Source organism: Acinetobacter sp. TAC-1 (assembly GCF_029025845.1).
In the GTDB taxonomy this organism is placed as follows: domain Bacteria; phylum Pseudomonadota; class Gammaproteobacteria; order Pseudomonadales; family Moraxellaceae; genus Acinetobacter; species Acinetobacter guillouiae.
Map to the genome: position 1 here is coordinate 223,863 of NZ_CP118892.1, position 20,649 is coordinate 244,511.

The window sequence follows — 20,649 nt, forward strand, 5'->3', positions numbered from 1 at the left end:
TTTAATTTATCTAACGTTAAAATTAAAAAAACCAATCATTCATAGCGATATTATCAAATAGATCAGACCAGTATTGAGGGCGGAATAATGAAAAGTAAAATAGGATTAAGCTTTTGTATTGTTTATCTTTTGCTTACCGCATTTTGTCTTTATATCGCGTTAGATCCAATGACGGATAACAAAGGAAACTTTGTTTTCTTACAATTACCGATAGGTTTTCAAGTCTCGGCATTTAATGCAATTGGCTTAGGCCCTTTATTCGATCGGCTGTCTTGGACGCAAGCGTACAGTTTTGTGGTTCCTGTTACTTTACTGTTTCTATATGGGATCGGGTGGTTGTTGAGTTCGAGCATTCATTCTATAAAAACGCGAAATGGACCACTTCAATAAGTTTCAGCATTTATAAATTTCATTTGAAATAAAGCGCATACCCCAATTTAAAAATAGCAGTTTAAATAAAAGTTGCTCATTTCTTAAAAAATGGATAATTTTACGTCATTAGAAAGATCTAAAGACGCAATTTGTCGTTGTAGGGTACACTTGCACTTGTGTAGTCAGACCCTGCGACTTAGCATAAGAACGTAGATACAAAACATTTATTTAGAACGCACTTATTTAGGATAAAAGGTTGTTATGACAAGCCTTGCGCATCATGCGACAGAAAATCGTTCCGTAGCAGAATTTACTGAACAAGCTTACCTCAACTATGCCATGTACGTGATTATGGATCGTGCATTGCCACACATCAGTGATGGTTTAAAACCTGTACAACGCCGTATCGTTTATGCGATGAGCGAATTGGGATTAAAACCAAGCGGTAAGCCGAAAAAGTCTGCGCGTACAGTCGGTGATGTATTGGGTAAATACCATCCGCATGGTGACTCAGCCTGTTATGAGGCCATGGTGTTGATGGCGCAGCCATTTAGTTACCGTTACCCATTTATTGAAGGGCAAGGGAACTGGGGTTCGCCTGATGATCCTAAATCATTCGCAGCCATGCGTTATACCGAAGCCAAACTCTCACCTTATAGTGATTTGTTGCTTTCTGAATTAGGGCAAGGAACCTGTGATTGGCAAGATAACTTTGATGGTTCAATGAAAGAGCCTGTCAATTTACCAGCGCGTGTACCAAATATTTTACTCAATGGTACCACTGGTATTGCAGTGGGAATGGCAACGGATATTCCGCCACACAATTTACGTGAAGTGGTTAAAGGTACGATTGCTTTAATCCGTAATCCAAACTTAACAGATGAAAAAATTGCAGAATATATTCCTGCACCTGACTTACCGACCAAAGCAGAAATTATTACACCACGTGATGAATTATTAAAAATTCAAATGACTGGACGTGGTAGCTATCGTACCCGTGCCGTATATACCATTGAAAAAAATGAAATTATCATCACTGAGCTGCCATATCAAGTTTCTGGCTCAAAAGTCATCACGCAAATTGCAGATCAAATGCAAGCCAAAAAACTGCCATTGGTCAGTGACTTACGTGATGAATCAGACCATAAAAACCCAACACGGTTGGTGATTGTATTACGTTCAAACCGTATCGATGCCGATGCAGTCATGAGTCATTTGTTTGCGACAACCGATTTAGAGTCGAGCTATCGTGTCAATATGAACATGATCGGTGCTGATGGTCGTCCACAAGTTAAATCAATCCGTCGCATTTTATTAGAATGGATTGAAATTCGTAAGAGTACTGTCACACGTCGTCTGCAATATCATTTGAATAAAATTGAAAAGCGCCTACATATTCTTGGTGGTTTGATCATTGCGTATTTGAACATTGATGAAGTGATCAAAATTATTCGCGAAGAAGATCAACCTAAACCCGTATTGATGATGCGTTTCAATATTGATGAAGTTCAGGCAGAAGCAATTTTAGAGCTTAAGTTACGCCATTTGGCAAAACTTGAAGAAATGGAAATGCGCCGTGAGCAAGAAGAACTTGAGGCCAGAGCAGCGGTAATTCGTGAACAACTTGCAAATCCAGAGTCATTAAAATCTTTAATTATCGAAGAACTTAAAGATGATGCGAAGAAGTTTGGTGATGATCGTCGTTCACCGATTGTGCAACGTGAAGAATCACAAGCCATTAGCGAACAAGATTTAATGCCAGCTGAAGCGGTAACAGTGATCCTTTCTGAAGCGGGCTGGGTTCGTGCAGCCAAAGGTCATGATATTGATGTTGAAAAATTAAATTTCCGTGCTGGTGATCAGTACTTGAGTTCAGCACAAGGCAAGTCCAATCAGAAAGTATATATTTTAGATGAAACTGGACGAAGTTATGCTTTGGCCATCAATAGTTTGCCATCGGCGCGTGGTTTAGGAGAACCGTTGAGTTCAAAACTTTCTCCAGCCAATGGTGTGGGCTTTATGCAAGTCCTGATTGAAGATGAAGAAAAAGAAATAGTTGCTGTAAGTTCAAAAGGTTATGGCTTTAAATCGCAAGCTAAACAATTGGATACCAATGCCAAAGCGGGTAAAACATTCCTGACAGTTGCTGAAAATGCGACAGCAATGCCAATTGAAGTCGTTGAAAATCATACTCATTTGGCTATACTCAGCTCAGCAGGACGCCTACTTTTAATTGAATTATCTGAGTTGCCAACGCTGAATAAAGGTAAAGGAAATAAGTTGATACAACTTGAAACTAATGAGTCTGTTCAGTTTATGTTAACTTTGAATTTAGATGAAGTAATACAAGTGCTTGCAGGGCAGCAACAATTAAAATTAAAAGGGGAAGATTTACAGAAATATATCGGTAAACGCGCATCAAAAGGTCAGTTGTTACCGCGCGGATATCAAAAAGCAAATAAACTGTTGATTCAAAGATAAAACTAGCATCCTTGGATTGAAATACGTTATATATGCAAAGTGTTCGTGAAAATGGATGCAATATTGAGCACAAAGAAGCCAAAAAATTATGTTCAATATTGAGAAAAACAGTTTAAAACTAAGGATTACTGATTGGAGATTATGGCATTATGGAAAAAGTTTGGTTCGCTGAATATCAAAAAACTGGAATTCCAGAAACAGTAGAATTGCCACAGGAAAATAGCTCTCTTATTGATATTTTTGAGCGTAATTTCCAAAAATTTGGTTCACGTGATGCCTTTATCTTCATGGATAAAGTGATGTCATTCAGTGACCTTGAATTGGCAAGCCGTAAATTTGCGACTTATTTGCAAAGTTTAGGTTTGGCAAAAGGTTCACGTGTCGCAGTGATGATGCCTAACGTCCTTCAGTATCCCGTTGTTGCTTTAGGTGTATTCCGTGCAGGTTTGGTACTTGTGAATGTGAATCCACTTTATACAGCACGTGAATTAGAACACCAACTTAATGACTCAGGCGCTGAAGCTTTGGTCATTGTTGAAAACTTTGCGACTGTTTATCAAGCGATTATTGGCAAAACACCTGTAAAACATGTTGTTGTTGCATCCGTTGGCGATATGTTGGGTACTTTAAAAGGGACTTTGGTGAATTTTGTTCTACGTAAAGTGCGTAAACAAATTCCAGATTGGAATATTCCAGGACATATTAAGTTTAATGCAGCATTGGCAAAAGTAAGCCCAAGCAATTATAAACGTCCAACCATGACCCTCAGTGATACTGCTGTACTTCAGTACACAGGCGGTACTACGGGTGTTTCCAAAGGGGCGGAACTGACGCACCGTAACTTAGTAGCAAACTTGCTGCAATGTGATGGCATTTTCCAAAGTAAATTTGGTCAAGGTGATGGCGCGAAAGATGATCGTATCTTCTGTGCTTTACCGCTTTATCACATCTTCGCATTCATGGTGTGTGCGATGTATGGTATGTATAAAGGTCAGGCAAATATTCTGATTCCAAATCCACGTGATTTACCTGCGGTGATTAAAGAATTACGTAAATACCAACCGGGTTTCTTCCCTGCGGTAAATACTTTGTTCAATGCGTTGGTACATAATGAAGAATTTAGACAGCTCGACTTCAGTAAGTTAAAAATGGCGATGGGTGGTGGTATGGCCGTGTTGCCGTCAACCGCTGAAGAATGGAAAAAAGTTACTGGAACCATCATTATTGAAGGTTATGGTTTATCTGAAACGTCTCCAGTTGCAACTGCAAACCCGCCTGCAACGACTGAGTTTAGCGGTACAATTGGTATTCCTTTACCACTGACTGATGTTGCGATCTTAGATGATGATGGCAATCATTTATCACAAGGTGAGCAGGGTGAAATCTCGATTCGTGGTCCTCAAGTGATGAAAGGCTATTGGAATCGCCCAGATGAAACTGCAAAAGTCATGACAGCTGACGGTTATTTCCGTACTGGTGATATTGGGATCATGGATACCCGCGGTTATTTCAAAATTGTCGATCGTAAGAAAGACATGATTTTAGTATCAGGCTTTAACGTCTATCCTTCTGAAATTGAAGAAGTGATTGCGCAACATCCAAAAGTGCTTGAAGTGGCTGCAATTGGTGTACCTGATGAAAAATCGGGTGAAGTGCCAAAACTATTTGTAGTGAAAAAAGATCCGTCTTTAACCACTGAAGAAGTTCTTGAATATGCAAAAGAAAACTTAACTGGTTATAAACGTCCGCGTTATGTTGAATTTATGGATGATTTACCAAAATCAAATGTAGGTAAAATCCTACGTAAAGATTTACGTAAATAATTGAAAAGTTAAAGATAAAAAAGCGCCAACAAGGGCGCTTTTTTATGCTTGAGGTAAAACAATCGATCGCTTTATATGGTGATTTTATTTTTTATGCGAACGAATATACCAACCGTCAATATAGGGGCGGCTTAAGCCAACAATTGCTGTAAAGGTTAGCATGGTGCCCATTTGACGACCCAGTGCAGAAGGATGAATACTGCCATAGCTAAAATAAATATCGATTAAACAGTATACGACAATAATGGCTAACCAAAAGTATAGATTCATACGCTTTATGCCGACCGCAAAAAAGGCCACCACCAAAACAATAAGCGTCCCCAATGTGGATTGCCAATTGTAATTTGCACAAATCACGCACAAGAGAAAAGCCAAAATTGGCAATACAATTTTAAGAATACGATCAATCTCCGCTTGTTGATGGCGCTGCTTTTCTAAAACCTCAAACAATTCATTTTGATCTGGTTGCACGTTATTGTCCTCACTACACAATTTTGCAAAACTCTGCATTTAACAAAAAATATTCTGTTCATGCCATGCTATGATAACTCGCATTAACACTTCATGAGAAAAAATCATGTCTGGGATAGATGGCATCATATATTTAATTCTAATTGCCTGTTTACTTCCTTATGTTTTTACCATTATTGCGAAAGCGTCTGGTGGTTTTAAAGCTGCTGATAATCAGAATCCACGTGAATTTTTAGCCAAAACCACAGGCTTGGCGGCACGTGCCAATGCAGTACAACAGAATAGTTTTGAGAGCTTACCTTTATTTATTGCTGCGATTTTAATGGCAGAGTATATGGTGGTATCACAACATCTGATTATGATGTTAGGGATCGCCTATATCGTGTTACGCATTATTTATGGGATTTGCTATCTAGCCAATATTTCAGCGCTACGTACCATTATTTGGGCTTTGTCCTTAGCTTGCCCAATTATTTTATTGTTATTGGTTATTCGCATCGTCTAAACAGTTTTGATGAAATTCATTCATTTTGATGATGCAAAATGTATAATCCGCATCTGTTTGCGCAATTTAGCGTTATAATCGACAAGATTTTAAATAAGACCTCACTTGAAAGAGTATCCTATGAGCTATAGCAATATTCCTGCTGGTAAAGATGCACCAAATGACATCTACGTAATTATCGAAATCCCAGCAAATGCTGCACCGATTAAATATGAAGTAGATAAAGATTCAGATGCTTTATTTGTAGATCGTTTCATGGGTACAGCAATGTTCTACCCAGCGAACTATGGTTATGTACCAAATACATTGTCTGAAGATGGTGACCCATTAGACGTATTGGTTGTAACTCCACACCCATTGGTACATGGTTCAGTGATTCGTTGTCGTCCTGTTGGTAAATTAAACATGGAAGATGATGGTGGTATCGATGCGAAACTGATCGCAGTTCCACATGACAAATTGACTCCGCTTTATAAAGATGTGAAAGAATATTCAGATCTTCCTGCTTTATTATTGAATCAAATTGAACATTTCTTTGCACATTACAAAGATTTAGAACCTGGTAAATGGGTTAAATTGACAGGTTGGGAAAGTTCAGAAGTTGCCAAAGCTGAAGTCTTAAAAGCAATCGAAGCTGCAAAATAAGCCTGATTTAAACGTGGTTTGAAGATTAAAGAATGTTCAAACCCATAAAAAAAACCTGCATCATTCAATGCAGGTTTTTTTGTTTCTGTAGACTTATTCTAAATTAGAAAAATTTCACAGGAATATCTAAGAAAATACGCCATTCATTGGTATCACCAATATAGACAGGATTATACGCTTCACTTGCACGGTAGTAAGAGTGACGTAGACGTAAGCTCGCATCTTTTGCAAAACCGCTTTGCATGGTGTATTTCACCTGATTAAAGAATTCACGTTCTTGTGCATCATCAGTTACATTGCGGACTTTAATATCCCAACCATAAACAAATGCTGTGGTCCAATTTAAGCCAGCAACACCATAATTGCTAAAGTCTAGGTTATATTGAACTTGTGCTGATTTTTCATGGTTACCAATAAAATCAGACATATAAGAGTTTGGTAAATAAATACTTTGGAAACCGTCAGCATTTTGACCATAGTCATAACCCACATCACCCGTATTTTGTTGGTAAGCCAACATCACAGTGTGCGGACCTTGATTATAAGTAGAAGACAATGCCCAGATATTATTGGTTTTTTCTACGCCTGCTTTACCTGTGCTTGCATAATCCACATCGACAGGACCAGTTGCAGAATAGGTATTGGCATTTTTATCAAACTTGGTGTGATAACCACTGAAATCGAAAGTTAAAGAACTTTGATTTGCCAATGGGTATTTATAATTTGCATTGATATAATGACGTTCTAACGCATTTTTAGAATCTAAACCATAATAAGACGCGCTAAGCTGGTCATCAAATTTGTATTTAGCACCCCAAACAATCGCATCATCTAATTTATTACCATCAGTACTGATCTGATCAGACATTTGGTCTTTAGTGAATTTACCCGCAACAAGTTCTAAATTTTTAATTTCATGGCTGGTTAATAACGTACCTGTAAAATATTCAGGAACAAGACGTGTTGTATTACTTGCCAGTACAGGTAAATCTAAAACTTGCGTACCATAACGTACAGTCGTATTTGAGAAACGAGCTTTTACGTTTGCACCACCACGCGTCCATTGATCATAAGGATCAACTCGACCATTTGCATCTCTTGCACCATTATTTTTAAGTGCAATCATATTGTTGCCAGCATGGGTATTTGGACCGATTTTAAAAGAAAAATCACCAACTGCACCAACACCAAAACCGACGATACCTGGAGTGAAGCCTGAATCTAAATCAAAAATTGCCGTTTGTGCAAATGAGCTTTGATCATCAATACCATGTTTTTTATCGCGAAGAATATAACCTGTACGAAACAATACAGAACCTTTGGCATCTTCAACGAACCCTTTTGCTTCACTTTGTTCGCTAGCAAATGTAGGGGATATTAGAACCGCGTTAATTAATACAGCTAAAGTAAGTTTTGGAGCATTCAACATGAATTGCCTCGTGAACGAGAATAGATTGCACTGACTGATTGAATTCAGAACAGATTGTGGATGAATTGTATATTTAATCTATAAAAAGGGAATCTCTTTTGATCAAAAATATTACATTTCTGTAATCTTTTACGCAATATTAATTTCTTTACTTATGAGAAAAAGTTCTAAAGATTTATTAAAATGATGATTTTATGTGAAATGTAAAATAAATTAGAAAATATGCTGAATTTATCTCCATGTTTTTTACCAAAAATTTAAAAACACAGTAAAATTCGCCTTTATTTATACGCCCACCTGTTTGCCATCATGAACTCACTTATTTCTAAACTGTTATGGGCAATGCCTATATGTATCGCGTCGTGCCCTACATTTGCTGACGAATCAAATGTCTTGGTTAAAAATGGCACGATCTCTGGAAATGTGGGACTGGTATCCAAGTATATCTATCGAGGTGGAGTTGAAAATGATGATATTGCTGCACAAGGCGGTTTAAGTTATGCACATAAAAGTGGCATCACAGTGGGGTATTGGGGTTCTACACTGAGCTATAACCCCGCAGATGATACGCAAAATCATGGTTTTGAAAATAATTTTTATTTAGCTTATGCTCAGGAAATTGCGCAAAATTGGAGCTATAACTTAAAAACCACTGCATATGTTTATCATAAAGGCGGTACTGTTTATGCCGATCAAGCTGATCATCGTAAAACCACCTATACCGATTTATCTGCTGAGCTAAGTTATAAGAATCTAACTGCGGGTGCTTCAGTGATGTTAGCTGATGCATCTTCTGCCAATGCTGGTGATGTTTATCTCAGCATTGCGTATCGTCATGCGTTGGTTCAAGATTTTATTTTTAACACTTCTATTGGTGCATCTCTATATAACAGTCATCATGATGACAGTATTGTGCAAACCGAACAGAATTTTGCATTGAGCGAAATACGCTTGGGAGTCAGTAAAGCCATTGCCAATACAGGTGTTGCTGCTTCATTAGACTATGTGATTGGCGGTAAAGATCGTTTAGGTGAAGCGTATAAGGACAATCTGGTCTTTGGTTTAGCTTATAGTTTTTAACATGAATATGCGTGAGTCATTCAGCCTGACTCATTTTATTTAAGTGTATGACTGAACATTGGGCATGCACTTTTTTTAGGCATTTTTTAAACTGTGTGCTTTTTCTGAGCAAAAACAATATCCACCCCTAAAATCATCCTATATAAAAAGCCTAAAGCAATATTTATACGCTTTTTATGATAACAATAAAGCACATTATAGAAAATTTACGCTTAGATTTTTCATACTACTTTGCATTAAAACCATGTTTAAAGTAGGTCGGTATGAATCAGTTCCATCAAGTGATGCTTGAAATAGCATGTGTTCAACAATTGAAGAATAAAAAAAATTATCCACAATATTTTAATTTTAAAATATTGATAATCAATAGATTACTGCGTATTTCTGAATTTTATAAACAGCTTGAGTTTCATCTTGGCATGGCAATTGCTAATTGCTTAGGGAGTTCATCAAATTTTAGCATAACAAATAAACATCGTATGATGGGGGAGCACTTAAGATGAAATTCTCAACTAAAGCACTAACATTGGCAGTTCTATCGTCTACAGCAACAATGGCAATGGCGGAAGACAACGCACTGTCAAAATTAGGTTTAAGCTTTTCAGGTAGTGCTGCCGTAACGAGTGACTATCGTTTCCGCGGTATGACTCAAACATTAAGTGACCCAGCAGTACAAGCGGGTTTTACCTTGTCGCATAGTTCAGGTTTATATGCGGCTCTTTGGGGTTCAAATGTAAATTTTGGTGAGGCAGATCCACATTTAGAATTAGATCCATCTATTGGTTATACAACAGCATTGGCATTATCTCCAACCTTTAAACCGACTTTGGATGTTGGTGTTGTTGAATATAATTATCCAAGTGCAACAAGTGATTTTAACTGGACTGAGTTTTATGCAAAATTAATATTTGCCGATGTATTGGTTAAAGGCAGTAGTTTATTGACCAATGTGAACTATACCAATGACTGGGCAGCAGTTGGTGGAAACAGTTGGAATTTTAACGTTGGTTATTCAGCGCCATTTGGTGATACAGGGTTTGGTGGGCTTGCCAATGTGGGCTATACCACAATGGATAAAAAAGCATTACCTGATGGTAAAGACAATTATGTCGACTGGAAAGTTGGGGTGAACTATGCAGTTAAATCTATTCCAGGAGTAACAGCGGAACTTGCAGCAGTCGGAACCAATATTGATACTGATGGATTCACTAATTCTGGGAAACGTGGTGTTGAAACAGGTGCGGTGTTTACTTTAACTAAAGCGTTCTAAGCGCAAATTAAAATCTATAAAGGTGACCTTGAGTCACCTTTATTTTTTGCGATTTTGAAATAAATTAGGCTTTCACTTCAAATGCTGGATGATATTTTACCGTTCCTTGTGGAATGCTTTGGTCAAAGCTAAGGACTTGAAAATATTCAGCAGGGACACCTTCAAGGATCAAACTGTCATGTGGTTGAAAGCCAAATTTGGAATAATAGGTAGGATCGCCAAGGACCACACACCCAGCAGCGCCAAGTTGTTTTAGTTGCTGTAAGGACTGTTGTATTAACGCCTTACCCACACCTTGGTGTTGGTGTTCTGGTGCAACTGAAATTGGACCTAAACCATACCAATGTTGTGCGCCAGAAGAAATCTCCACAGGTGAAATTGCCACATGCCCAATAATCTGTTGATCCAATTCAGCAACAACTGAAATGGTTAATTGATTTGCCTCTCTGAGTGCATTGACGATCAAGTGTTCTGTATGGTCAGTATGCGCTGCATTTAGAAAAGCCAGTTGAGTGACATTGAAAATATTTTCAATGTCGTCTGCATGTTCGTTGCGTAGGGTTAGATTTAGCATGTCATTTATCTTCTATACGTCATAGTTTGGATTCTAAGATTGAGTTCCCCGATATGACAAGGCTTCGGTTAAATGGGTACTTTGGATTTGCTCACTTTGAGCCAAATCTGCAATGGTCCTTGAAACACGTAAAATACGATGATATGCCCGCGCAGATAAATTCAAACGTTGTTGTGCCATTTCCAGCATCTGCTTGGATGTTTCATCTAAAATCACATATTTTTCTAAGTCTTTTGGCGATAAGTTGTGATTTAAATAGCCTTGTCTTTGAATTTGAAAATCGCACGCATCAATCACCCGTTCCCGTACTGTTGCTGAATCTTCGACAGGCGTTTGATTCTGTAATTCTTGGGCTTTTAATGGTGGCACATCGATATGTAAATCAATGCGATCCAATAATGGACCTGAAATTCGATTTTGATAGCGCTTAATTGCTTCAGCCGAACATTGGCAGCGACTGTCTTGATTAAATGCATAACCACAAGGGCAGGGGTTCATTGCTGCAATCAATTGAAAGTTGGCGGGAAATGTAATTTGGCGTGATGCTCTAGAGATAACGATTTCTTTAGATTCAAGCGGTTGCCTTAAAACTTCGAGCACTTTTTTGTCAAACTCAGGCAGCTCGTCTAAAAATAGCACCCCTAAGTGCGCCAGCGTAATTTCTCCGGGTTTGGGATTTGAACCGCCACCGACAAGAGCGATTGCAGACGCGGTATGGTGCGGGGCACGAAATGGGCGCTGTCCAAAATGGTGTTTGGTCTTGGCAATTGAATAAATACTGGCAACTTCAAGATTTTCTTGTGGATTTAAGGCTGGCAAAATACTCGGTAAGCGTGACGCTAACAGGGTTTTACCTGTACCCGGTGGGCCTTTAAATAAAAGCGAATGTCCACCTGCTGCTGAAATTTCTAAAGCGCGTCGTGGGCGTAATTGCCCTTTGACATCTGCCAAATCAAATTTGTAGGTATTGTCTTGCGGTATTTTTTGCCGAGCGGTTGCATCAATTTTTTGTAAATTTAAGAAATGCTCACAGACTTGTTTTAGGTGCTGTGCAGCAAATACCTGAAACTCAGGCAATTGCGCTGCTTCAGCAGCATTTTCCTGCGGCAACATCAATTGATGCTTGGCCATTTGACATGCCATTGCAATGGTTAAGGTCCCTGTAATTGGTCTTAAGTGTCCATCCAACGCTAATTCACCAATAAACTCAAAATGATCTGTGACATTTTCAGGAAGTTGCCCTGTGGCAATCAAGATACCGAGTGCAATGGGCAGATCTAAACGAGAGCCATCTTTAGGAAGATCCGCAGGTGCGAGATTGATGGTTAAGCGCTTGGTAGGGAATTGATAACCACTATTAATAATGGCAGATCGAACACGATCCTTACTTTCACGAACTGCTGCTTCAGCTAAGCCAACAATTGTTAAAGAAGGCAGCCCTGCACTAACATGGACCTCAACTTCAATTAAAGGTGCATGCAGCCCGAGCAAACCTCGGGTATAAATTTTGGCTAAAGACATTGTTGTTTTCCACTTTTGCTTTATTTTTAATCATTATTATATTTTTTGCACCAATAATGTGCAAATTTAGTTTATTTTTTATCCTGAATCAACACCTCAAGTGCTTTGACCTGTTCTTGTAAATCGGTCAAGCGTAAATTGGCATTATTTAGTGCAGTTTTTTGACGTTCAATTTCGTCTTTTGAAACGATATCCATTTTAGAAATGGCTTCATTCAGCAAGGCACGTAAATTATGTTCTATATCTTTTTTAGGCTGATCAACCTGTTCCAAAATTGCTTGTAATAATGTTTCAATCATGAGGAATCCAAATGAGTAATGTTCTTTGCCTAGTGTAACATCGCGTATTGATTTTATTTAAGTAATTTTTTATCCGATGCGTAAAGCATGATGTCTCCTATAATTTAGCAATGAAATCTAAAAAAACACGCAATATTATGTGTTTTTTAAAGTTGCAACTTCACCTAAGTATATACAATAGGTTATAAAGGCAATGCATGTTGATTGAATTAATCACCCCAACCATTAATAAGATTGGCATGAAAATTGAACATAAAACCTTACTGGTGAAATAAGCCGAAGGAAAACAATATGAAGCTCGTAACTGCAATTGTAAAACCGTTTAAATTAGATGACGTGCGTGAAGCACTGTCTGATATAGGCGTTCAAGGGATTACCGTAACTGAAGTTAAAGGTTTTGGTCGTCAAAAGGGGCATACTGAACTTTATCGTGGCGCTGAGTATGTTGTTGATTTTCTGCCTAAAGTGAAAATCGAAATCGCAATCAGTGATGATATGGTAGATTCAGTGATTGAATCTATTACACGCGTTGCTAGCACTGGCAAAATTGGTGATGGAAAAATTTTCGTGACTAATTTAGAGCAAGTAATTCGTATTCGTACAGGTGAAACAGGTCCAGACGCTGTTTAATTTGGCACGAAGATTGCTGGTTATGTATATCAATACATAACTCACAAAATTAGGTTGGGGGATACGAATGAAAAAAATGCTATTAGCGCTCAGCCTGTCTGGCGCACTTCTTGGCGGATCAGTTGCGTGGGCAGAAGAAAACGTAGCTGAGCCTGCATCTACAGCTGTTGCAACGGCAAGTGATGTGACTGCAACAGTCGCCGATACATCGGCAACCGTTGCGCCTGAAACGGTGACTGCCACAGCTGCGCCAGCAGCAGAAGCAGAAAAACCAACTTTAAATACAGGTGATACAGCGTGGATTCTTGTATCTACAGCACTTGTATTGCTAATGACAATTCCCGGTTTAGCATTGTTCTACGGCGGTATGGTTCGTAAGAAAAATGTGCTTGCCACCATGGCGCAAAGCTTTACTGCCGCAGCAGTGGTCAGCATCGTATGGGTGGTCATTGGTTATTCACTTGCATTTGGTTCTGGTAATGCTTTTATTGGTGGTTTCGATAAAATCATGTTATCTGGAATTACAACAGATGCGCTGAGTGGCACAATTCCAGAAATTCTTTTCGTTATTTTCCAAATGACTTTTGCGATCATTACCGTTGCCATCATCAGTGGTTCTGTGGCTGATCGTATGAAATTTAGTGCTTGGATCACATTCATTACGATTTGGGTCATTATTGTTTATGCACCGATTGCACACTGGGTGTGGGGTGGTGGCTGGTTAATGAATGATGGCGCGCTTGATTTTGCTGGTGGTACTGTTGTTCATATTAACTCGGGTGTTGCCGGTCTAGTTGCTGCGTATTTACTGGGTAAACGTATGGGCTTAGGCAAAGAATCTATGGCACCACATAACTTAACTTTAACTGTATTGGGTGCAAGCTTGGTATGGGTCGGTTGGTTTGGTTTCAATGGTGGTTCTGCTTTAGGTGCCAATGGTTCAGCAGCGTATGCTTTGGTCACAACTCAAATCGCGGCCGCAGCGGCAGCAATTGCTTGGTTAGTGGTTGAAAAAATTGTTCGTGGTAAAGGTTCAGTATTGGGTGCAGCATCGGGTGCAGTTGCTGGTCTGGTTGTGATTACGCCAGCGGCAGGTTTTGTGACAGTAAGTGGTGCGTTGATCATGGGCTTAATCGGTGGTGTGGTGTGCTTCTGGGGGATCTCAGGTCTTAAACGTATCCTTAAAGCAGATGACTCATTGGATGCATTTGGTTTACATGGTGTAGGTGGTATTGTTGGTGCGATTTTAACAGCAGTATTTGCCAGCTCATTCATTATGGGCGACAAAGCACCGACAGATGTCATGCATCAATTATGGGTACAAGTTGAAGGTGTGTTAGCAACAATCGCATACTCAGCAGTTGTGACCTTTATCCTACTTAAAATTATCGATGTGGTGATTGGGATCCGTGTTGAATCTGATGATGAACGTATGGGTCTTGATTTAAGCCAACATGGCGAACGTATCGAATAAGCAATCTAATTAGAATAATAACTATATATAGTATAAAACAGTCCGTAAGGGCTGTTTTTTTTCCATATCTTGCGAAAGGCTCAACAAAATCTGGTTTTTTTGCTACACTAGCTGAAATCATGAATTTTGTTCAATAAAACCACTATGCATTGTCCATTTTGCAACGCTGCAGATAGTAAAGTAATCGACTCTCGTTTGGCCGCTGAAGGTAGCCAGATTCGTCGACGTCGTGAATGTATCAGTTGTGGCGAACGTTTTACGACATTTGAGAGTTATGAAGTGGTCATGCCACGCGTGACCAAGTCAGATGGTAAAAATGAACCGTTTGACGAAGCAAAATTACGACGCTCTTTAATGCACGCCTTACAAAAAAGACCCGTGACTCAAGAACAGATTGAAACCGTCATTAGTGATATTCAATTGCAAATTCGCCGCCTCGGTGAACGTGATGTACGTTCACGCACCATTGGTGAAATTGTCATGAAATCTTTGTTTGCATTGGATCATGTGGCTTATGTGCGTTTTGCATCGGTGTATCAGGATTTCCAAGATATTGATGCGTTTCGTCATCAAATTGAACAAATGCAAGATCGTGGGCAAGACCACTAATTTATTTTTGAACGTTATTGATTAGGAATTTTATGTCTGAGTTTGATTCAAATTCTAAACCCGAAGATTATGTCAACATAGATCAGGTTTGGATGCAGAAAGCAATTGAGCTCGCGAAGCTTGGACAATATTCCACACGACCAAACCCGAACGTCGGTTGTGTCATTGTAAAAGATGGGCAATGGGTGGGAGAGGGTTTTCATCCTAGAGCTGGTCAACCTCACGCCGAAGTTTTTGCCATGCGTCAAGCAGGCGAGTCTGCGAAAGGTGCAACCGCTTATGTCACTTTGGAACCTTGTGCGCATTATGGTCGTACACCACCTTGTGCCAAAGGCTTGGTTGAAGCAGGTGTCAGCAAAGTTGTCGTTGCATGCGCTGATCCAAATCCTTTGGTGGCGGGAAAAGGCGTGGATATTTTACGTCAGGCAGGGATTGAGGTTGAAACTGGGGTTTGTGAGCAACAAGCGGCACAACTCAATCAAGGCTTTTTAAAAGCAATGGCAACGGGTGTGCCTTATGTACGGTTAAAGGTGGCGTCAAGTTTAGATGGCCGTACGGCAATGGCGTCTGGTGAGTCTAAATGGATCACTGGGGCTGAATCACGTCAAGATGTTCAGCATTGGCGGGCCATTTCAGGTGCAGTAATTACCGGGATCGATACCATTTTGGCAGATGACCCTCAATTAAATGTGCGTTCATTGGGCGATATTGATATTGCAACGATTGTCCAGCCTAAGCGGGTGATTTTAGACCGACAAGGGCGTTTGCCGCTCAATGCTCAAATTCTTAGCGCACCTGAAACAGTGATGGTTATGGGACCATTTCGTCAAGAACTTGCCAAGCTGGGCGTGGTACAATTAGAAGTTCAATCTTTAAAAGATTTGCTTACGACTTTAAAAGATTTCCAAATTTACGATGTGTTGGTTGAAGCAGGTGCGACATTATCCACTGCATTTTTGCAGGAAAAACTGGTGGATGAATTAATCAGTTATGTTGCGCCAACCTTTTTAGGACAATCAGCACGTGCCATGTTCAATGCCGAATTTGAAACGATGGCACAACAATTACGTTTTAAGTTACAAGATGTTCATCAGTTTGGTGATGACATTCGCTTAAGACTTATCCCTTCACAAGAGTCAGTATGAATCCAGAGTCAACATCATCGGTTTACCATAAACGTCGTCATGCTGCGCGTACAACAGATGAATATCTTTTTCATCAGTTGGTTCCCTATTTGGGAAACAAACGTCGTTTGTTGCATCTGATTCTTGAAGCGCTTGAAATCACAGGTACTTTGAATCCTAAGGGTAAACGTGCCCCGATTTTTGCCGATTTTTTTGCAGGCAGTGGGGTGGTTTCACGTTTAGCACGTCAAAATGGCTATCGGGTGATTGCCAATGACTGGGAACCGTATAGTCATGCATTAAATCATGCTATTTTGGCATGTACAGATGCACCTGCATTTAAAGAATTGGGTGGGTATCAAAAAGCCATCGATTATTTAAACCGCTTGCCTGAAGTGAAAGGATGGGTTACGCATAACCTTTGTCCGCGGAATGATGAAATTTATGACCCCGCACGAGACCGTTTGTTTTTTAAACGCCGTAATGGGATGCGTATAGATGCAATTCGCCAGCAAATTGCCACTTGGCAAGCACAGGGTGCAATTGACGATGTAGAAATGAGTGCCTTATTGGCACCTTTGCTCTATTCAGCAAGTTTTGTCAGTAATACCAGTGGTGTATTTAAAAGCTTCCATCATGGTTGGGGTGGTAAGACTCAAACTGCGCTGGAGCGGATTGAGTCGTTATTGTGGCTTACCCCCAGCCGCTTTAGTGAAGTTGGGCAGAATAAACAGAAAACCCCAATGGCAGAAGTGTGGTGTGTCGATGCACAACACTTGGCAAATCAAATGAGTGGTTTTGAAGTCGATGTGGCTTATCTAGATCCACCGTATAACCAACATGCCTATAGTAGTAATTATCATGTACTCAACTCGCTAACATTGTGGGATCAAGTTGATTTACCGACACCGGATACCAAAGGTTTTAAAAGCGGGATTGACCGTGCATGGCGTAAAGAACGTCCTAGTCCTTATAATTCTTCTAAGCATGCACAAGAAGCTTATGAGAATTTGTTGGAAACCATTAATGCGCGCTATATTCTCACCAGTTACTCAACCGATGGAAATATTGAGGCCAAAGACTTATTGGCGGCCAATCTGAAACGTGGCAAAGTCACCTTATTGACTCAGGATGTGCCTCGTTATCGTGTCAGTAAACAGCGTCAGTCTGAACGTGCACGTGTGCTTGAGTTTATTGTGATCACTGATACCCATGCCAAGTCTGGACCACCATTGCGTCAGCTGTTGGGACAACTTTATCATTTTGCGGAATTGGGTGGTGTGGATACTTCGGGTGTAAGTACACAACTGGCCTTATGGTAACAACTCGCCTTTACCATTAAAATATGGGGCGAGTGCAAATAAACACGATTGAACTTCATCAGTTCCTCTCACTGCAGCAGTAGGTAGAATTATGTTCACAGGTATCATTGAAAGTTTGGGTAAAGTCGAGAGTTTACAAAATGTAGGCGGTGATGTGCGCTTACGCATTCAGACAGACTTGGATATGTCTGATGTACATTTGGGCGACTCTATTGCAACCAATGGCATCTGTTTAACTGTGATCGACTGGGGTGAAAATTGGTACGCAGCTGATGTATCCCGTGAAAGCTTAAATCGTTCGACTTTAGCAAGTTGGAAAGCGGGGCAAGCGGTCAATGTGGAAAAAGCAATGTTGCCGACAACACGCTTCGGTGGACATATCGTCAGTGGACATGTCGATGCTGTGGGTGAAATCACCGTAGTGCGTTCAGATGCTCGCTCACTGTATTTCGAAGTCACTGTACCTGTTGAAATTGCTAAATATTTGGCTGAAAAAGGGTCTGTGACTGTAGATGGAATTAGCCTCACCATCAATCATTTACGTGGAAATATCTTAAGTTTAAATTTAATTCCACATACTGCTGAACGGACCAATATTGCAACGTGGAAAGTGGGCTCTCAAGTCAATTTAGAAGTCGATGTATTGGCACGTTATATAGAAAGGTTGTTGCTTGGTGATAAAGCTGCTGAGCCAAAAGCAGAGTCTAAACTCAGTATGGAATTTCTGGCAGCTAATGGTTTTTTAAAGTAAATAAAAACCAAACCCGATTAAAAAAAGCCTAATTTATTTAGGCCTTTTAATATATACATGATTAAATTAGGCTAATATATCGTGAATTCTTCTGTAAGAGAGTTGAGTATTGCTTGAATTTTTATTGCATTTAGAACAATTATTGCCCACTTTTTTAGAAAATTACGGGCTGTGGATTTATGCCATTTTGTTTCTAATCATTTTTGCAGAAACTGGCTCAGTCTTTATGTTTTTTCTCCCAGGCGATAGTCTATTGATCGCTGTTGGTGCTTTATGTTCTACCGCTGAATCTGTGCATTTGCACTATATGGGTGTGTTGCTGATTATTGCTTCAATTTTGGGGTATATGGTGAACTATTATACGGGACGTGCGCTGGGTTTTAAGTTTTTCCACGCGCATTCACGTTGGTTTAAGCCTGAATATATTAAAAAGACCAACCATTATTTTGAAAAGCATGGTGGGAAAACCATTCTGGTTGCCCGTTTTGTGCCTTTTGTTCGTTCTTTTGCTCCTTTTGCAGCGGGTGCAGGGCATATGAAAATGCCAGTATTCATGTTGTATAACATTTTAGGCGGATGGATTTGGATTGCGCTGTTGCTTGGTGCTGGTTATGGCGCGGGCAATTTATTATCTTTGCTGCTCGATTCATTTTAATCAGATTCAAACCGTCGTAAACTGCCCCGATGAATAAGCCGAATGCTGATCCTCAACATTCGGCTTATTTATATTGAGAATAGAATAAAACCACTCGTGGTTTTATTTAAGAAATCAGCTGTATTTATTAGAATAATCTGCTGCTATTTTTACGCACTGACACAAAAAAATAGCCAGAAAGTGCAAACAGAAAAAGCTTTCAAATCGCCAAAGTGCTAACATTTTGCAAGTTTTAAAATCTTAATGCTGGTGAGCAAAAATGTTAATACAACGTGGTGGGTTAAAAGTTGTGGCTGGGCTTGGAATTTCAGGCGTTTCAGCCGTAAATTTTCTTCATGAAAATGGCTACCGTGTTGCAGTCACAGATTCTCGTGAAGTTCCACCAGGACATGAGCAAATTCCAGCAGCAGTTCAAACCAGCTTTGGTCAACTCGATCAAGATTTACTTTTACAAGCTGAAGAAATTGTCATTAGCCCGGGGTTAGATCCTCAGTTGCCAGCAATTCAAGCTGCGATTGCAAAAGGTATTCCCGTCATCAGTGAAATTCAAATTCTCCGCCGTGCTACAGATAAACCGATTGTGGCGATTACTGGTTCAAATGCAAAAAGTACCGTGACCACTTTAATTGGTTTAATGGCACAAGACGCAGGGGTTAAGGTTGCGGTAGGGGGTAACTTGGGGCGTCCAGCTTTGGATTTAACCCATGATGATCCAGATGTTTATATCCTTGAACTTTCCAGCTTTCAATTGGAAGCAACCTCAAGTTTAAATGCAGAAGTGGCTGTGGTCTTGAACATGAGTGAAGATCACTTGGACCGTCATGGGGATATGGCAGGTTACCATGCGGCAAAACATCGTATTTTCCAAGGTGTGAAAAAAGTCGTATATAACCGTGACGATTCATTGACGCGTCCATTGGTGCCAGATGTCACACCAATGCAAAGCTTTGGGCTCAATGCACCTGATTTAAAACAATACGGTATTCTAAGAGAAGATAACGGTACGATTTGGTTAGCGCGAGGTCGTGAGCGTTTACTTAAAAGTTCAGAGATGTATATCCAAGGAACGCATAATGTTGCCAATGCTTTGGCATGTTTAGCTTTGGGTGAAGCGATTGGTTTACCAATGGACAAAATGCTTGAAACCTTAAAAACCTTTAAAGGTTTAGAGCACCGTTGCGAATTCGTTAAAGAAGTGAATGGCGTTCGTTATTATAATGATTCTAAAGGCACCAATATCGGTGCAACTTTAGCAGCATTGGACGGCTTAGGTGCTGCAATTGAAGCTCAAGGTGGTCAGGTTGCAATTATTTTGGGTGGTCAGGGCAAAGGGCAGGACTTTACTGCACTACGTGAGTCTCTGCAAAAATATGCCAAAGTTGCGGTACTGATGGGTGAAGATCGCTCAATCATTGAAAATGCCATTGCAGGGACAACAACGCTGCTACATGCAGCATCTTTGCAACAAGCTGTAGAACTTTGTCAACAACATACGCATGCGCAAGATGTAGTGCTATTATCACCTGCATGTGCAAGCTTTGATATGTTTACAGGCTATCCTGAGCGTGGTCATCGCTTTGTTGAATATGTAAATGCTTTAAACTAAAAAGAATC

Annotated in this window: 21 protein-coding genes; 16 read left to right on the forward strand and 5 right to left on the reverse strand. The window is 39.9% G+C overall.

What is annotated here, in order from left to right; translation table 11 throughout:
- Positions 1 to 87 precede the first annotated feature (87 nt).
- The 3 genes from PYV58_RS01010 to PYV58_RS01020 all read left to right on the forward strand — a co-directional run bounded on the left by PYV58_RS01010 (position 88) and on the right by PYV58_RS01020 (position 4,676).
- Positions 88 to 390, forward strand: coding sequence for a hypothetical protein (locus PYV58_RS01010; RefSeq protein WP_034612685.1), 303 nt, complete (start codon positions 88 to 90; stop codon positions 388 to 390).
- A gap of 243 nt (positions 391 to 633) precedes the next feature.
- Positions 634 to 2,853: a DNA topoisomerase IV subunit A gene (gene parC, locus PYV58_RS01015; protein ID WP_034612682.1), complete on the forward strand. Its 2,220-nt coding sequence runs from the start codon at positions 634 to 636 to the stop codon at positions 2,851 to 2,853.
- 149 nt (positions 2,854 to 3,002) lie between these two features.
- Positions 3,003 to 4,676 (forward strand): long-chain-fatty-acid--CoA ligase, encoded by a 1,674-nt coding sequence (locus tag PYV58_RS01020; RefSeq protein ID WP_004816532.1) that lies wholly within the window; start codon positions 3,003 to 3,005, stop codon positions 4,674 to 4,676.
- 84 nt (positions 4,677 to 4,760) lie between these two features.
- Here the strand turns inward: PYV58_RS01020 and PYV58_RS01025 are convergent, their stop codons facing one another.
- Positions 4,761 to 5,147 carry a hypothetical protein gene (locus PYV58_RS01025; protein WP_004816535.1) on the reverse strand — a complete coding sequence of 129 codons (387 nt, stop codon included), beginning with the start codon at positions 5,145 to 5,147 and terminating at the stop codon, positions 4,761 to 4,763.
- Positions 5,148 to 5,253: 106 nt separating this feature from the next.
- On the opposite strand from PYV58_RS01025, the gene PYV58_RS01030 reads away from it, so the two are divergent.
- Together PYV58_RS01030 and ppa are read left to right on the forward strand one after the other, a co-directional pair.
- Positions 5,254 to 5,652 carry an MAPEG family protein gene (locus PYV58_RS01030; RefSeq protein WP_004725268.1) on the forward strand — a complete coding sequence of 133 codons (399 nt, stop codon included), beginning with the start codon at positions 5,254 to 5,256 and terminating at the stop codon, positions 5,650 to 5,652.
- Positions 5,653 to 5,772: 120 nt separating this feature from the next.
- Positions 5,773 to 6,297 (forward strand): inorganic diphosphatase, encoded by a 525-nt coding sequence (gene ppa, locus PYV58_RS01035; RefSeq protein ID WP_004725270.1) that lies wholly within the window; start codon positions 5,773 to 5,775, stop codon positions 6,295 to 6,297.
- Between the two features lie 103 nt (positions 6,298 to 6,400).
- Here ppa and PYV58_RS01040 read toward each other — a convergent pair whose 3' ends face one another.
- Positions 6,401 to 7,726 (reverse strand): OprD family outer membrane porin, encoded by a 1,326-nt coding sequence (locus tag PYV58_RS01040; RefSeq protein ID WP_034612675.1) that lies wholly within the window; start codon positions 7,724 to 7,726, stop codon positions 6,401 to 6,403.
- Positions 7,727 to 8,035: 309 nt separating this feature from the next.
- On the opposite strand from PYV58_RS01040, the gene PYV58_RS01045 reads away from it, so the two are divergent.
- From PYV58_RS01045 to PYV58_RS01055, 3 genes are all read left to right on the forward strand, one after another.
- Positions 8,036 to 8,806: a TorF family putative porin gene (locus PYV58_RS01045; protein WP_034612672.1), complete on the forward strand. Its 771-nt coding sequence runs from the start codon at positions 8,036 to 8,038 to the stop codon at positions 8,804 to 8,806.
- Positions 8,807 to 9,069: 263 nt separating this feature from the next.
- A complete protein-coding gene (locus PYV58_RS01050) occupies positions 9,070 to 9,309 on the forward strand; it encodes a hypothetical protein (RefSeq protein ID WP_034612669.1) in 240 nt (79 codons plus the stop codon).
- Complete coding sequence (locus tag PYV58_RS01055) at positions 9,306 to 10,076, forward strand: TorF family putative porin (protein WP_034612664.1); 771 nt, start codon at positions 9,306 to 9,308, stop codon at positions 10,074 to 10,076. The genes PYV58_RS01050 and PYV58_RS01055 overlap by 4 nt, the downstream gene beginning before the upstream one ends.
- Before the next feature lie 64 nt (positions 10,077 to 10,140).
- On the opposite strand, the gene PYV58_RS01060 is transcribed toward PYV58_RS01055, so the two are convergent.
- The 3 genes from PYV58_RS01060 to PYV58_RS01070 all read right to left on the reverse strand — a co-directional run bounded on the left by PYV58_RS01060 (position 10,141) and on the right by PYV58_RS01070 (position 12,470).
- The gene (locus PYV58_RS01060) at positions 10,141 to 10,650 is read right to left on the reverse strand and encodes an N-acetyltransferase (RefSeq protein WP_275059689.1); all 510 of its coding nucleotides are present in this window, start codon (positions 10,648 to 10,650) and stop codon (positions 10,141 to 10,143) included.
- Positions 10,651 to 10,683: 33 nt separating this feature from the next.
- Positions 10,684 to 12,171, reverse strand: coding sequence for a YifB family Mg chelatase-like AAA ATPase (locus PYV58_RS01065; RefSeq protein WP_034612656.1), 1,488 nt, complete (start codon positions 12,169 to 12,171; stop codon positions 10,684 to 10,686).
- A gap of 71 nt (positions 12,172 to 12,242) precedes the next feature.
- Positions 12,243 to 12,470 carry an accessory factor UbiK family protein gene (locus PYV58_RS01070; RefSeq protein ID WP_004725282.1) on the reverse strand — a complete coding sequence of 76 codons (228 nt, stop codon included), beginning with the start codon at positions 12,468 to 12,470 and terminating at the stop codon, positions 12,243 to 12,245.
- A gap of 291 nt (positions 12,471 to 12,761) precedes the next feature.
- Between PYV58_RS01070 and glnK the strand changes: the two genes are divergently transcribed.
- The 8 genes from glnK to murD all read left to right on the forward strand — a co-directional run bounded on the left by glnK (position 12,762) and on the right by murD (position 20,641).
- A complete protein-coding gene (gene glnK / locus PYV58_RS01075) occupies positions 12,762 to 13,100 on the forward strand; it encodes a P-II family nitrogen regulator (protein WP_004725283.1) in 339 nt (112 codons plus the stop codon).
- A gap of 67 nt (positions 13,101 to 13,167) precedes the next feature.
- Entirely contained in the window at positions 13,168 to 14,574 is a 1,407-nt protein-coding gene (locus PYV58_RS01080) for an ammonium transporter (protein WP_004816553.1), read from the forward strand.
- A gap of 144 nt (positions 14,575 to 14,718) precedes the next feature.
- A complete protein-coding gene (gene nrdR, locus PYV58_RS01085) occupies positions 14,719 to 15,183 on the forward strand; it encodes a transcriptional regulator NrdR (RefSeq protein WP_004725286.1) in 465 nt (154 codons plus the stop codon).
- Between the two features lie 32 nt (positions 15,184 to 15,215).
- Positions 15,216 to 16,328 (forward strand): bifunctional diaminohydroxyphosphoribosylaminopyrimidine deaminase/5-amino-6-(5-phosphoribosylamino)uracil reductase RibD, encoded by a 1,113-nt coding sequence (gene ribD / locus PYV58_RS01090; protein ID WP_004816555.1) that lies wholly within the window; start codon positions 15,216 to 15,218, stop codon positions 16,326 to 16,328.
- Positions 16,325 to 17,629, forward strand: coding sequence for a DNA adenine methylase (locus PYV58_RS01095; protein WP_004725289.1), 1,305 nt, complete (start codon positions 16,325 to 16,327; stop codon positions 17,627 to 17,629). Before ribD ends, PYV58_RS01095 begins: the two co-directional genes overlap by 4 nt.
- 91 nt (positions 17,630 to 17,720) lie before the next feature.
- Entirely contained in the window at positions 17,721 to 18,380 is a 660-nt protein-coding gene (locus PYV58_RS01100) for a riboflavin synthase (protein ID WP_034612647.1), read from the forward strand.
- A gap of 109 nt (positions 18,381 to 18,489) precedes the next feature.
- Positions 18,490 to 19,035 (forward strand): VTT domain-containing protein, encoded by a 546-nt coding sequence (locus PYV58_RS01105; RefSeq protein ID WP_004725292.1) that lies wholly within the window; start codon positions 18,490 to 18,492, stop codon positions 19,033 to 19,035.
- Between the two features lie 259 nt (positions 19,036 to 19,294).
- Positions 19,295 to 20,641, forward strand: a complete 1,347-nt coding sequence (murD, locus tag PYV58_RS01110) for a UDP-N-acetylmuramoyl-L-alanine--D-glutamate ligase (protein ID WP_034612643.1) — start codon at positions 19,295 to 19,297, stop codon at positions 20,639 to 20,641.
- Positions 20,642 to 20,649: the final 8 nt, after the last annotated feature.

Excerpts from the sequence above, each read along its gene's own strand:
- PYV58_RS01010 (WP_034612685.1), top strand. The coding sequence starts at position 88 with ATGAAAAGTAAAATAGGATTAAGCTTTTGTATTGTTTATCTTTTGCTT.
- parC (WP_034612682.1), top strand. The coding sequence starts at position 634 with ATGACAAGCCTTGCGCATCATGCGACAGAAAATCGTTCCGTAGCAGAA.
- PYV58_RS01020 (WP_004816532.1), top strand. The coding sequence starts at position 3,003 with ATGGAAAAAGTTTGGTTCGCTGAATATCAAAAAACTGGAATTCCAGAA.
- PYV58_RS01030 (WP_004725268.1), top strand. The coding sequence starts at position 5,254 with ATGTCTGGGATAGATGGCATCATATATTTAATTCTAATTGCCTGTTTA.
- ppa (WP_004725270.1), top strand. The coding sequence starts at position 5,773 with ATGAGCTATAGCAATATTCCTGCTGGTAAAGATGCACCAAATGACATC.
- PYV58_RS01040 (WP_034612675.1), bottom strand. The coding sequence starts at position 7,726 with ATGTTGAATGCTCCAAAACTTACTTTAGCTGTATTAATTAACGCGGTT.
- PYV58_RS01045 (WP_034612672.1), top strand. The coding sequence starts at position 8,036 with ATGAACTCACTTATTTCTAAACTGTTATGGGCAATGCCTATATGTATC.
- PYV58_RS01050 (WP_034612669.1), top strand. The coding sequence starts at position 9,070 with ATGAATCAGTTCCATCAAGTGATGCTTGAAATAGCATGTGTTCAACAA.
- PYV58_RS01055 (WP_034612664.1), top strand. The coding sequence starts at position 9,306 with ATGAAATTCTCAACTAAAGCACTAACATTGGCAGTTCTATCGTCTACA.
- PYV58_RS01060 (WP_275059689.1), bottom strand. The coding sequence starts at position 10,650 with ATGCTAAATCTAACCCTACGCAACGAACATGCAGACGACATTGAAAAT.
- PYV58_RS01065 (WP_034612656.1), bottom strand. The coding sequence starts at position 12,171 with ATGTCTTTAGCCAAAATTTATACCCGAGGTTTGCTCGGGCTGCATGCA.
- PYV58_RS01070 (WP_004725282.1), bottom strand. The coding sequence starts at position 12,470 with ATGATTGAAACATTATTACAAGCAATTTTGGAACAGGTTGATCAGCCT.
- glnK (WP_004725283.1), top strand. The coding sequence starts at position 12,762 with ATGAAGCTCGTAACTGCAATTGTAAAACCGTTTAAATTAGATGACGTG.
- PYV58_RS01080 (WP_004816553.1), top strand. The coding sequence starts at position 13,168 with ATGAAAAAAATGCTATTAGCGCTCAGCCTGTCTGGCGCACTTCTTGGC.
- nrdR (WP_004725286.1), top strand. The coding sequence starts at position 14,719 with ATGCATTGTCCATTTTGCAACGCTGCAGATAGTAAAGTAATCGACTCT.
- ribD (WP_004816555.1), top strand. The coding sequence starts at position 15,216 with ATGTCTGAGTTTGATTCAAATTCTAAACCCGAAGATTATGTCAACATA.
- PYV58_RS01095 (WP_004725289.1), top strand. The coding sequence starts at position 16,325 with ATGAATCCAGAGTCAACATCATCGGTTTACCATAAACGTCGTCATGCT.
- PYV58_RS01100 (WP_034612647.1), top strand. The coding sequence starts at position 17,721 with ATGTTCACAGGTATCATTGAAAGTTTGGGTAAAGTCGAGAGTTTACAA.
- murD (WP_034612643.1), top strand. The coding sequence starts at position 19,295 with ATGTTAATACAACGTGGTGGGTTAAAAGTTGTGGCTGGGCTTGGAATT.